General features: G+C 47.5%; 11 protein-coding genes. 5 read left to right on the top strand and 6 right to left on the bottom strand.

Annotated elements, in window-relative coordinates:
- The first annotated feature begins 166 nt into the window (after positions 1-166).
- The 3 genes from T411_RS0109965 to galM all read left to right on the top strand — a co-directional run bounded on the left by T411_RS0109965 (position 167) and on the right by galM (position 3,518).
- A complete protein-coding gene (locus T411_RS0109965; protein ID WP_001292387.1) occupies positions 167-1,231 on the top strand; it encodes a UDP-glucose--hexose-1-phosphate uridylyltransferase in 1,065 nt (354 codons plus the stop codon).
- A gap of 65 nt (positions 1,232-1,296) precedes the next feature.
- Positions 1,297-2,457 carry a galactokinase gene (gene galK / locus T411_RS0109960; RefSeq protein ID WP_001292299.1) on the top strand — a complete coding sequence of 387 codons (1,161 nt, stop codon included), beginning with the start codon at positions 1,297-1,299 and terminating at the stop codon, positions 2,455-2,457.
- Positions 2,458-2,465: 8 nt separating this feature from the next.
- Entirely contained in the window at positions 2,466-3,518 is a 1,053-nt protein-coding gene (galM, locus tag T411_RS0109955) for a galactose-1-epimerase (protein ID WP_000992616.1), read from the top strand.
- A gap of 17 nt (positions 3,519-3,535) precedes the next feature.
- Here the strand turns inward: galM and T411_RS0109950 are convergent, their stop codons facing one another.
- From T411_RS0109950 to budA, 5 genes are all read right to left on the bottom strand, one after another.
- Positions 3,536-4,756 carry a GGDEF domain-containing protein gene (locus T411_RS0109950; protein WP_000562504.1) on the bottom strand — a complete coding sequence of 407 codons (1,221 nt, stop codon included), beginning with the start codon at positions 4,754-4,756 and terminating at the stop codon, positions 3,536-3,538.
- A gap of 151 nt (positions 4,757-4,907) precedes the next feature.
- Positions 4,908-5,762 carry an EAL domain-containing protein gene (locus tag T411_RS0109945; protein ID WP_001015557.1) on the bottom strand — a complete coding sequence of 285 codons (855 nt, stop codon included), beginning with the start codon at positions 5,760-5,762 and terminating at the stop codon, positions 4,908-4,910.
- Positions 5,763-5,999: 237 nt separating this feature from the next.
- Entirely contained in the window at positions 6,000-6,758 is a 759-nt protein-coding gene (gene budC, locus T411_RS0109940) for a meso-2,3-butanediol dehydrogenase (protein WP_001214790.1), read from the bottom strand.
- Positions 6,755-8,458 carry an acetolactate synthase AlsS gene (gene alsS / locus T411_RS0109935; RefSeq protein WP_001191541.1) on the bottom strand — a complete coding sequence of 568 codons (1,704 nt, stop codon included), beginning with the start codon at positions 8,456-8,458 and terminating at the stop codon, positions 6,755-6,757. The genes budC and alsS overlap by 4 nt, the downstream gene beginning before the upstream one ends.
- Before the next feature lie 138 nt (positions 8,459-8,596).
- Positions 8,597-9,382, bottom strand: coding sequence for an acetolactate decarboxylase (budA, locus tag T411_RS0109930; protein ID WP_001068896.1), 786 nt, complete (start codon positions 9,380-9,382; stop codon positions 8,597-8,599).
- Positions 9,383-9,490: 108 nt separating this feature from the next.
- Here budA and T411_RS0109925 point away from each other — a divergent pair, with 108 nt between their 5' ends.
- Entirely contained in the window at positions 9,491-10,369 is an 879-nt protein-coding gene (locus tag T411_RS0109925; protein WP_001890038.1) for a LysR family transcriptional regulator, read from the top strand.
- Positions 10,370-10,557: 188 nt separating this feature from the next.
- Here T411_RS0109925 and T411_RS0109920 read toward each other — a convergent pair whose 3' ends face one another.
- Positions 10,558-10,998, bottom strand: a complete 441-nt coding sequence (locus tag T411_RS0109920) for a YkgB family protein (protein WP_000543911.1) — start codon at positions 10,996-10,998, stop codon at positions 10,558-10,560.
- 445 nt (positions 10,999-11,443) lie between these two features.
- Here T411_RS0109920 and katE1 point away from each other — a divergent pair, with 445 nt between their 5' ends.
- A complete protein-coding gene (gene katE1 / locus T411_RS0109915; protein ID WP_000551120.1) occupies positions 11,444-12,955 on the top strand; it encodes a catalase KatE1 in 1,512 nt (503 codons plus the stop codon).
- Positions 12,956-12,959: the final 4 nt, after the last annotated feature.

The following is a 12,959-nucleotide window of genomic DNA, read 5'->3' as shown; positions in this document are numbered from 1 at the left end:
TAACTTGTGAAAGCGTTTACACTGTGCGATTCACTTCACAGAATGTTCGATAGTAGGATTGCTATGCTTGGTAAAAGGCTGGACTGTGCGTCGTGAGCCTACTGTTTGATCTTTGCTAACTGCCTTCTCACTCGATTGTTGCAGTGGAGGGCGTGAGAGAGTGTTCATGTCTGAGCTTAAGTTTAATCCTGTCGATCATCCACACCGTCGATATAACCCATTGACTGGGCAGTGGATCCTCGTTTCACCTCACCGAGCAAAGCGTCCATGGAGTGGGGCCGATGAGAAACCGGCGCTCGCTGAGTTGCCCAGCTATGATGCGCAATGCTTTTTGTGTCCAACCAATGCTCGTATTTCTGGGGATGTCAATCCCAACTATACCGGCACTTATGTGTTCAATAACGATTTTGCTGCGCTGATGACGGATTCTCCAGCAGCGCCAGAATCCGATAATCCGCTGTTCAAAACTCAAGGCGTTCGCGGTTTGAGTCGGGTGATCTGTTTTTCACCTGATCACAACAAAACGCTGCCAGAGTTACCCGTGCATAAGATTCGTGGCGTGATAGAGACATGGAACGAACAAATCGAAGAGCTCGGTAGAGAGTATATTTGGGTGCAAGCTTTTGAGAACAAAGGTGAAACTATGGGCTGCTCTCAGCCGCATCCCCATGGGCAGATCTGGGCGAACAGTTTTTTACCCAACGAAATAGAACGCAAAGAGCAGCACCTCAAGGCTTATTACCAACAATATGGCCGCAATTTGCTAGTCGATTACGTACAAGCGGAGCTAAAAGATGGCGCGAGAACCGTGGTGGAAACCGAACATTGGTTAGCGGTGGTGCCTTATTGGGCGGCTTGGCCGTTTGAAACCCTGCTGTTGCCCAAAACTCATATTCGCCGCATGAGTGAGCTCAATGATGAGCAGCGTGATGATCTTGCACTTGCCATCAAAAAACTGACTAGCCGCTACGACAATTTATTCCAATGTGCTTTTCCGTATTCGATGGGCTGGCACTTTGCGCCATTTTTTGAAGCGGGTACCGACATTAACCACTGGCAGTTGCACGCGCTGTTTTATCCGCCGCTGCTACGTAGCGCAACCATTCGCAAGTTTATGGTTGGCTATGAAATGCTGGCAGAAAGCCAACGTGATTTAACCGCAGAGCAGGCCGCAGAGCGTTTACGCGCGGTGAGTGATATTCACTACAAAGAACAGCATAACCATCAATAACAGATATTTTGAGCGGCGCAGCACCAACGCCAGCGTCGCTCTCCCCATTTAAAGTGAGAAGCCCTATGTCTGAATTAATCCAAAACGTGACTACAACCTTTGCACAACTCTTTGGCTATGATGCTACGCACCTTGTGCAAGCTCCGGGGCGGGTCAATTTGATCGGCGAGCACACCGACTACAACGATGGCTTTGTGCTGCCTTGCGCGATTAACTACCAAACCGTCGTGGCTGCAGCCAAACGGGAAGACTTTCTAGTGCGTTTGGTCGCCGTCGATTACGACAATGACACGGACGAATTTGACCTGCGAGAAGAGATTGCCTTTCAGCCTAAAAAAATGTGGTCGAACTATATTCGCGGTGTAATCAAGTGCTTGATTGAACGTGGTTTTGAGTTTAATGGGGCAGATATTGTGGTCTCAGGTAACGTACCTCAAGGGGCGGGTCTCAGTTCCTCGGCGGCTTTAGAAGTCGTGATTGGGCAAACTTTTAAAGAGCTTTACCAGCTAAAAATCAGTCAGGCGGAGATCGCCCTCAATGGCCAGCAAGCGGAGAACCAGTTTGTCGGTTGTAACTGCGGCATTATGGATCAGATGATCTCGGCGCAGGGGCAAGCGAACCATGCCATGTTGCTTGATTGTCGTAGCTTGCAAACCGAGGCCGTTGCGATGCCAGAGCAGATGGCAGTGGTGATCCTCAATTCCAATAAAAAACGCGGCTTGGTGGAGAGTGAATACAATACCCGTCGTCAGCAATGCGAAGCCGCAGCCAAAACTTTTGGTGTGAAAGCGCTACGCGATGTCACTTTGGCGCAATTGACTGCAAAGCAGGCCGAACTTGATCCTGTGGTGGCCAAACGTGCGCGCCATGTCATCACGGAAAATGAACGCACTTTACATGCCGCTCAGGCCCTGCGTGAAGGAAACATGCCGCGCTTAGGCGAGTTAATGGCCGCTTCTCACGCTTCGATGCGTGATGATTTTGAAATCACTGTCAAGGAGATAGATACGCTGGTCGAGATTGTTCAATCTGTGATTGGCGATCAAGGCGGTGTGCGGATGACTGGCGGCGGCTTTGGTGGTTGTGTGGTGGCCCTTGTACACCCGAAGCAAGTAGAAGCGGTGCAGCAAGCGGTGGCTGAACACTATGAAGCTGCGACAGGGCTGAAGGCATCGATCTATGTCTGCCATGCAACTTCGGGCGCGGGATTGGTTGAGCTTGCATAAGGTTAGAGATGAACGCGTTATTCACCAGCATGACAGCACAGGTCGCCTATGATGGTCAGCCTGCCAAGCTTATTGAGCTCACTAACCGCCGCGGTATGCGTGTGGTAGTGATGGACATCGGTGCCACTTGGCTCAGTTGCACTCTACCGATGGGCGATGAATCAAGAGAAGTGCTACTTGGCGTAAGCAGCATGGATGATTTTGTGCGCCAAGGCAGTTATTTAGGCGCAACGGTGGGGCGTTATGCCAATCGGATTGCGCGTGGCGAACTCAAGATAGGGACACAAACGTATGCTTTGTCGGTCAATCAAGCTGGCAATACGTTACACGGTGGCGTTGTAGGGTTTGATCGTCGTCGCTGGCAAATCACGCAGCAAAGCGCACAGCATGTGACCTTTCAACTGCTTTCTGCTGACGGAGAACAAGGCTTTCCGGGCAACCTCCACGTTGCAGTGACCTACCGGTTGGATGAGCAAGGTGGGGTGAATATCGACTACCAAGCCACCACCGATCGTGCGACCGCCGTGAATCTAACGAACCACGCCTACTTTAATTTGAATGGCGCTGAGCAAGGTAGTGATTGCCTCAATCATCAGCTCTGGATTGATGCAAAGCAGTTCTTACCAACGGATGCCTCGGGTATCCCGCTCGGGGAGTTGCAATCGGTACTGGGTAGCGGTTTTGATTTCACTCAACCGAAAAGGGTTGGGGAGGATTTGCTTCAAGATAAACAGCAAATCCGTGCGAAAGGCTATGACCACAGTTATTTCTTTGCGCCAGAGCGAGATATGCACACGCCTATCGCTAAGGTGTGGTCTGCCGATGAGAAAGTGCAACTGCTCGTCAGTACGGATAAACCTGCTATGCAGCTTTATACCGGTAATTGGTTGGCGGGAACACCCAATCGCCTTGGTTCGCACTACAAGGATTACGCTGGCCTCGCTTTAGAAACGCAGTTTTTACCCGATTCCCCTCATCATCCAGAATGGCTGCAACCGAGCTGCATCCTGCAACCCGGAGAAGTCTATCGCTATCAAACGCGCTATCAGTTTGTTTTTTAACATCTTGGGCATAAGACTCAGCACTGAATCGGTAAATCTGCTGCTGAGTCATTCTCTTTCTCGCTGTCGGCAACCACTTGATTACGTCCTGCTTCTTTTGCTTGATAGAGTGCAGTATCTGCCCGCGAAATAGCAGCGGGTAAACTACCATCGATAAAAGTAAAACCAATCGAAATCGTTGTTCCGTACAAGCTATGATCGTCTTTAACTCGCTGACGCAATCGGTCGAGCATGTACCAAGCTTCTTTGTTTGAATGGGCTTGGAACAATAGTAAAAACTCTTCTCCACCAAAGCGGATAATGGTGTCTCCATCTCGGACATTTTTGCGCAGACAAGAGGCCACCGCCTGTAGAATGCGATCTCCGGTAATGTGCCCATATTGGTCATTAATTTTCTTAAAGTGATCGATGTCGATCATCGCGGCAATGGAGTGAGGGTGTTCAATAAACTTAGTACTGATTTTATTCAGAAAATGTCGGTTATTGAGCCGAGTTAAGTTGTCGATATAAACATGACGCTGCGCCGCTACTTTTTGTAGATTGAGTCGAGTGAGGAACCAAGTCAAAGTCAGTAACAGGGTTAAACTGGCCGACATTACCCAGTAAATAAGATTAAACAAGCGTACTTTGTCGTTAAACACACTGATCAATTGATATTCACCAAGGTTCCAACGAAGAAAGCTCAACTCCATGTTTTCAAACTGCAAAGTCCCGTAATCATCTCGGTGGCGCAAAATCGTGTAATTCAGTAGAGCGTTATAGTGTGCAATCGGATTATCTAAGAACTGAATGTGATTACCGCGAACCAAGACCAAGCTGATGTTTTTCTGTGGTGCTGGCCAAAATGAAGCATGGTTGAACCATAGCACTCGGATCTGTTTGCCTTGCACTTGAAAAAATAGGATAGAACCTTCTGCAAACGTGATGTTTACTGAGGTAGAAGCGACAAAATCACTTGCTGAAGTGGTGGATTGAACCGCATCGATAATGCTCAACGGGCATTGTTGTGGGGAATTCTCATCCAGCACACATAAATTGCCATGGTACAGATTGAAGAATTCTTGCAACTGTGGAGTCAATGAGTGGGTTTCTAGATGTTCTAGAATTAGGCTTGCGTAGTCAATACGGGTTTTCTGTAGTTCGACAGTCAGTTGCAATTGCTCTTTTTCATAAGCGTGGATCTTATCTTCAAACAATAATTTAGGCGTGTTAATCAATACTATGCTGACCGCTATCATCCCGATAATGATCAGTTCTCCTCGTATAGAGCGAAGCGCAATTCTCCAGCGGTTATCTGTGTCCATCATTCTTTTTATTCATCACATCCGGTGTATATACGCTAATCCCAATCCTTGGTTTCCCAGCAAGTAAGCAGGAGATAACTTGAGGCTATAACGCAGACATACGTGGAGTATCTTGAAACATTAGGTACTGAAGAGGCGTTTCTGTACGAGCTGACTCGATGTTTAAGACCGTGGCAGAGGAAAAACTCTGCGAATGATATATTCGCTGAGGCGTAAGTTGAGGGCGACCGAATAAATACCCTTGGACTAACTCGATACCTAAATCCGCTATGGCCAAAAGTTCGGAGCGCGTTTCTACTCCCTCTGCAATTAATTGGCAATCAAGTTGTTCTGCCAGTTGTACCAAACTACGCACAAATTTCAGTTTGATTGGGTTACTGTCAATGTTATGGATAAAGTAGCGATCAATTTTCACAAAATCCGGCTGTAATTCAGACCACAGTTTTAATCCTGAATACCCAGAGCCCATATCATCAATCGCTATTGAAAATCCTTGTGCTTGTAGATGTTGAACCGAGTTTTTCAACTCATCCAACTGCAATGCAGGGGTGCGCTCAGAAATTTCAAACACGACCTGATTGGCGGATAGACGGTGACGCTGCATCAATTGTGGTAATTCCCACTGGTGTTGTTGTGAATGCAGCAACATATCTGGGCTCAGGTTGATAAAAAGCTGTGAATCGATCCCGAAGCTTGACCAAGCTGCCGCCGCCTTGTGTACACAAATTTTCTCTAACTCGGGTAAGCGCTGGCACTGTTCAGCCGCTTCAAACAGAGAACCCGCCGTATGAAGAGGACTTTGTTGAGGGCCTCGACTGAGCGACTCGTACCCTATAGCACGCTCGCTCGCAAGGTGCACAATGGGTTGGAATAACGGGGTAATGCGCTGTTTGCGTAAAATATCACTCAATTCATTTTGGTAGGGGTGGATGTGATTCATGGTTGTCCACTAATACTTATGCATTAAACGGCTCAAACACTAGTCGGTTGTTGTGACATTTTTATTAATTAATGGCCGATTTTTTGCGGTAAAGGATCCAGTGTGTGCTTTTGTTGTTTTAAGTCAAAGTCCGTGATGCTGACGATATGAACACTCAGTAACGGAGATCTCGTGGCGATAAAAAGAGCGCCTTTCGGCGCTCTCAGCTCTGGCTAGGGTTATTCATCACGAGTGAGGCTAAACGATTTTAGGTTGCCCGTCGGAGGCGGTGGCACCACCATCAACGGGAAGATTCACCCCATGGACAAACGAGGCATCATCACTGGCTAAAAAGGCGACGACGGCGGCTATTTCTTTTGGTTCTGCGGCTCGGCCTAAAGCGATGCGTTCATTGAATTGATCGCGGATCGCTTGTGGCCAGCCGTTGGTCATATTGGTTTTCACCAAACTTGGACATACCGCGTTAATGCGTACACCTTGCGCACCGTGATCCAGTGCTAGAGCGCGAGTGAAATTGACTACCGCACCTTTAGTCGCGCAGTAGAAGGCTGCGCCCCAGTCACCGCCTAAGCCGGACACGGACGCCGTATTCACCATGCAGCCGCGCGTTTTTATTAGCTCAGGTAATGCATGCATTGCGCAGTAGACCACTCCATCTATATTAACCGAGGCGATGCGTCGCCAATCTTGCACGCTGCACTCCAACACTGTGCCCGGAATATGAATCCCTGCGTTGTTGACGAGAATATCTAGACGCCCGAAACGCTCGACCGTTTTACGTACTAAAGCTTGCACCTGTTCGGGATCCGAGACATCGACTTTTTGCGCGTAAACTCGCGCAGAATCAAACTGCTCAATCACAATGGCTAACTGCTCTTCATTCCAATCAGCCAGCGCTAAGGTTGCGCCTTCTTGATATAAACGTTCGGCAATCGCCAGTCCAATACCGTTAGCGGCACCTGTCACTAAGGCGACTTTATGGGTTAAACCTCTCATGCGAAAACTCCTTCTAGGGTTTGAAATACGGGATCTTGATTGGCTTCGGTGCGCGCTTGCATCAATTTGGGGTTATCCGAGTAATCGACTGGAATCGCGACGACGGCGGGGCCCTCGACTTCCATCGCTTGGCGCAGAGTAGGGAGCAACTGATCGGGTTGCGTGATGGCGTAGCCTCGAGCGCCAAAGGATTCGGCGTAGGCTTTAAAATCAATAGGGCCGAATTTTACCCCAGCAGCGCGATGGTATTTCTGCACTTCCTGCATCTCGACCATGTTGTAAGCGTTATCGACCCAAATGATGTGTACGATATTGCATTTGAGGCGCACCGCGGTTTCGAGCTCCATGCTTGATTGCATAAAGCCGCCATCACCGGATACTGAAACGACTTTATGGCCGGGTTTGAGTAAGCTGGCCGCAATCGCCCAAGGTAGGGCAACGCCCATGGTCTGCTGTCCGTTAGATACCAGCATCTGCCGTGCACGAAAACAGCTCAGATAGCGCGCAATCCATATATGGAAACTCCCCATATCGAGACAGAGGGTGGTATCGGGTTTGATGATCGCTTGCATGGTTTTAATCAAGGTTAGCGGATGAAATCCCGCATTTTGATAGCGCAAAGGATAGGCTTTGATGGCGTGACGCTGCTGAGTCACTTCTTCCAAAATCGCTAATGCAGTCGGGGAGAGGCGAGTAAAACCGGGTAGTGGGCGGCAGAGTGCCGCCAAATTACTGGCAATGTTACCGACAATTTGTAGGCATGGCTGGTAGTGGATTTGATACTGCGCTGGCTCAATATCGATATGAACGATAGGACAGCGCTGGCTATTCCATAGCTCAGGATCGTACTCGATTGGATTAAAACCGATGGTGATGATCAAATCGGCCTCTTTAAGCAGCACATCTCCGGGCTGATTATTGAATAAGCCGACTCGTCCGGCGAAATGGTGATAGTAGTTGATGTCTACTGCGCCAGCGGCTTGGTAGGTGCCCACGACAGGTAACTGGGTTTTATGTAAAAAAGCGCTGACCGCTTCAGCAGTGGCTTGGTGGCTGGCATGCAGTCCGAGTAATACGACGCAGCGCTGCGCTTTTTGAATCCGTTCTACGGCTTCCTGCAAACTGTCTGGGTCGGCTTCAGCCGTGGGCTGATAAGCACTGGGGATAATAATTTCGCTTGAGGTTTTATCGGCCAGCACATCTTGCGGTACGCTGATAAAACACGCGCCTTGGCGACCCGATTCGGCGAGACGAAATGCATTAGCCATGACTTCGCTGGTGGCATCGACATGTTGAATTTCGGCGCTGTATTTGGTGATAGAACGAAAAATACTCACCGTATCCATGCTCTGGTGGGTCTGCTTTTGTTGATAGTCACGTTTGACTGCGCCGCCAATAGCGATCATCGGATCGCCTTCAGAATTGGCTGTCGCGACGCCTGTTACAAGGTTGCCGCAGCCGGGGCCCGATGTGGCTAAGGTGACTCCCGCTCGACCTGAAAGACGCCCCATAATACCCGCCATAAAAGCGCCATTCGCTTCATGACGGACTGGGATCATTTGGATTTTGGTATCCTCAATCGCGTCGAAAAGACGGTCGATTTTGGCCCCCGGAATGCCGAAGACATAACGCACACCAATAGCTTCAAGCTGTTGGGCGATAAGTTGTGCTCCGCTGCGCAAGTGAATGTTGGATTGCATAAGTGATCCTTAGTTACCTGACGTTACACCCTAAGTGAAAGTTGTTTTGCGATAGGTGGGTGGGCACTTCCTGCACAGAGATCATTGCAACAGGAAAGCGCTTTCGCCGCCAATCACAAGCATTTCACGGTTGGGCGATTATTTTTCCGCTGCTTCGATGGCAGTACGGATGTTATTAGGGGTGAGGTTCGCCTCAAGAAAGTCACGAGACACCGGAGTGTCGACCACCAAACGCGAAACTCGCCCAATTTGTAAGAATCCAGAACGGATGATGTAATCTTGAATGTGTCCGCCACCCGTACGTTGCTGAGTAATAAAATGTTCGTGGTAGCCGGGCACGTTGATGCCTGTGGTGTATTGCGGGCTGCGAAATCCGGCAATCACGCCATGTTGCTGTTGAAAACGAAAAACGGGCTGCTGTTTAACCACCTCTAACATAGGTCGATAGGGCCGCTGTTGTTTAGGTACAGTACGGGTCTGCACACTCGGAAAGGTGCCATCAATGCGAATCGCACAAAATAGGTTGTCGCTCGGGACTAATCGGTCAATCAACTGATGTACTTGTTCACGAGTCATGCGTTCGGTAATGGGCAGCTCAATATCCGCTTTAAAAAAAGTAAAAACGGCGAAAGGCGTTTGCTGCTCAGGATGTGCGGGTTGGGCAGAACCATCAGCGCGCAGTTGAAAGACTTGCCGATCAAATGCGATCAATTCGCCATCCAGTTCATTAAACGTACCGAGACCAAAGTCCCCATGTTCTAAAAGTTGCGCTATGGTGGTTGCACCTTCATAAACCCCAGCGATTAAGGCGCTCATCAATGAGGTTTGATAAATCTCGCCTTCACCACTGATGTGTTGATAGTGGGCAAATTGCTGAGCAATCTCTTGTGAGCATGAACAGTGGGCAGAGAGTAAAGGGTTCATAAGTCAACTCTAATATGAATCTGTGTGTATATTTAGGTTGACTTCTTAGTGGCGCAAAATCCAATATAAATAAGATATATTTTGATATAGAAAATATATGGGTGGTTAATGGAATTTCGTTACATGAAGTACTTTGCGGCCGTCGCAGAGGCAAAACATTTCACGCGTGCGGCGGAGCAACTTGGCATAGCCCAGCCACCTTTAAGTCAGCAAATCAAAAAGTTAGAAGAAGAGCTTGGCGTCAATCTTTTCAAACGATTATCACGAGGCGTTGAGTTGACGCCCGCCGGTGAGCTTTTTTATCAGGATACGACCAGCATTCTCCAACAAGTTGAACGAGCCAAAGATCGAGTTAGACAAAGGGCAAGGGGAGAGCATCTTGAACTGCGTTTAGGCTTTGCTGCCTCAACCGCCAGCAGTTCTGTGGTATTAGAAAAAGTGTGCCAACTGCATGAAACGATTCCAGATCTACAATTGATCGCCGTAGAACATCCGATGCCAGAGTTGGCTAGAATGATCCAAGAAAAACAGTTGGATATCGCATTTATGCGTTTGCCTTGTTATGCCAGTGAAGCGCTACGGCGAAAGATATTATTTGATGACCCATTTGTGGCGGTGATCCCCGCCGTGCATACGTTAGCGGAAGTGGAAAAGATTCAGCTCATCCAGCTTAACCATGAAAATGTATTGATGTTTCCACGAGAGGTCGGCCCGGCCCTGTACGACAATATTGAAGCCGCATTCAGCGCAGCCGGTGTCAATATCGCGCGATCGTATGCTGCGCCACAGTTAAGAACGGCAATTACTATGGCGCAAGCTGGGTTTGGCATTGCGATCGTTCCTTTATCGCTCACAGATCATCTTGACCATTCGGTGGTGGTGAAGACGATTCAAGATATGCCGTTTGTCAGTCAGGTTGCTATCGTTTCTGATGCCGGACATCACCACCCCTTACTCAATCGCTGCATTGCGTGTATGGGGGAGTGAATACAGAAGCAACATTTATTTGCCATCATCGACCAAGTGAATGTGGTGGATCTGATTCGCTACCTATCCCAACGATCCAAAACCACACTATGAAGGTGGAGTGAATAAAAATAGAGCGTCAATCGACGCTCTATTTTTTTATAGATAGGCTTACATCAACACTTGGACAATGAATATTGACTTAATGACTACACTTTATTTTTCTCAATAACGTGAATCGCTACCGCTAAAAAGAGAATATCTTTCAATAAAAAGAAGTTTGGAACCAAAATCCCATCCGATACCTTCCAAGTATCAGGCGTTGTGATCAGAAAACTTAAAGTGCTAATAAAAATCACCACGCTCGCAATGCCAGAGTAATAAGCTACTTTAGAAGAGCGTAATCCAATCAATAAACCAATCCCTACTATTATTTCTGTCGCACCAATTAGGTTAGAAACCGCTTGTACGGAGAGAAATTGGTAAGTCCAGCCCATCAAGGGGTGGTTAAGTACCAAAGGCTCGATTAATTTGGCTTCGGTGGGGGTAAATTTGTAAATCCCCAACCAAATCAAGATCAGTGATACCCCCAACACACCGATAAGATAGCTGTATTGAGTTGTTAGGTTGTGCGTTTTCGAGTCGTGCATGAAAGCTCCTTTAAACAGATATACAAAGAATTATTGAGCAAAAATGAGTTCACATTTGCTGGTTCAAAGGAGATGACCTGAGAGGTTGAAAAATTCATTCACGCTTTTATATCGTATTTGGACATGAGTTATAACCAGTTTAAAAACAGCCGACATGCTTAAAAAACGCCCGAGAATAGAGAGCTAATTTAACCATCTCTAATAAATGGTTCTGTGAACCAATATCACAAATATTGGCTTAAAATAATGACGGTTGATAAGTAAAAATATGAGAAGTCATCTAAAACTTTCGTTTAAATCGATTTTCTCTATTAAATTCATCGTTATTTCCCATTTAGTGAAAAGGGTTATTTACCCTTATATTCTCGCTGGGCAGAAAAGAGCTTTTGATTTCTTCATTCTCCGCAACGTCGGTCAGAATGGCAGGTCGCATTGGAGAGCAACCATGCATATGTCAAAAAGCTTTTTAATTATTTCAATGGGTTTTGTGGCGGTATCCGTACAGGCACAAACTCTTACGCGAGACAACGGTGCGCCAGTTGGCGATAACCAAAACTCCATCACGGCAGGTGAGCATGGCAGTGTATTGCTGCAAGATGTTCATCTGATCCAAAAATTGCAGCGTTTTGCCAGAGAACGTATTCCTGAGCGGGTAGTGCATGCCAGAGGAACTGGCGCACATGGTGAGTTTGTCGCATCCGGTGATTTTAGTGATCTGACACTCTCCGCGCCGTTTACCAGCAAAGGCAAAATCACACCGGTATTTGTGCGTTTTTCAACGGTGATTCACTCAAAAGGTTCGCCAGAAACGCTGCGCGATCCGCGAGGTTTTGCGACCAAATTTTATACCGAACAAGGCAACTGGGATTTGGTAGGGAACAACCTGCCTGTGTTCTTCATTCGTGATTCGATCAAGTTTCCGGATATGGTTCACTCGCTGAAACCATCACCCGTCACCAATCTTCAGGATCCGAATCGCTTTTTTGATTTTTTCAGTCATGAGCCAGGGTCTACACATATGTTGACTTGGGTGTATACCAACTTAGGTACACCGGCAAGCTATCGAACCATGGATGGTTTTGGTGTTCATGCTTATAAATGGATCAATCAAAAAGGCGATGTGAACTACGTGAAATTCCATTGGAAAAGCCTGCAAGGAATTGAAAGTTTGCGCCCTGATGAGGTCGTCAAAGTTCAAGGACAGTACTTTAACCATTTAACGAATGATCTCTACACACAAATTAACGCGGGTAATCACCCCAAATGGGATCTTTATGCTCAGGTGTTGACACCAGAACAACTGAGCAAACTGGATTACAACGGCTTAGATGCCACCAAGGTATGGTTGGATGTGCCGGAGAAGAAAGTCGGTACGATGACCTTGAACAAAGTACCTGACAACTTCTTTTTGGAAACCGAACAGTCGGCATTTGCGCCATCAAACCTAATTCCTGGTATTGAGCCATCGGAAGACCGTCTGTTGCAGGGGCGTTTATTTGCGTATGCCGATACACAGCTTTATCGCTTAGGTGCCAATTTGTTCCAACTGCCAATTAACCGCCCATTGGTTGAGGTGAACAGCCATAACCAAGAGGGCGCGAGTAACAGTGCACAAACGGCTTCAGACATTAACTACCAACCCAGTCGTAAGCTTGAATTGAAAGAGGACCCTCAATTTAAAGCGGTACAAACGCAGTTGGTTGGAAGTGTTCAGCAAAAAGCGATCAGCAATCCGCGTAACTTTTATCAAGCAGGTGTGCTCTATCGCAGCTTAAATGAACAGGACAAACAAGACCTTATCACCAACTTGGCGGGCGACTTAAACAAAGTCACGGACAAAGAGATCAAAGCTACTATGGTCAGCCATTTCTACCGAGCGGATAAGGATTACGGTACTCGCTTAGCTCGTGCGACCAATACCGATTTGAAACAGGTGGCAAAACTGGCCGCGATGTAACCGA

This window comes from Vibrio cholerae ATCC 14035 (assembly GCF_000621645.1).
Lineage (GTDB): Bacteria > Pseudomonadota > Gammaproteobacteria > Enterobacterales > Vibrionaceae > Vibrio > Vibrio cholerae.
The sequence above is the reverse complement of the archived record's forward strand: the minus strand, read 5'-3'. Positions and strand labels throughout refer to the sequence as shown.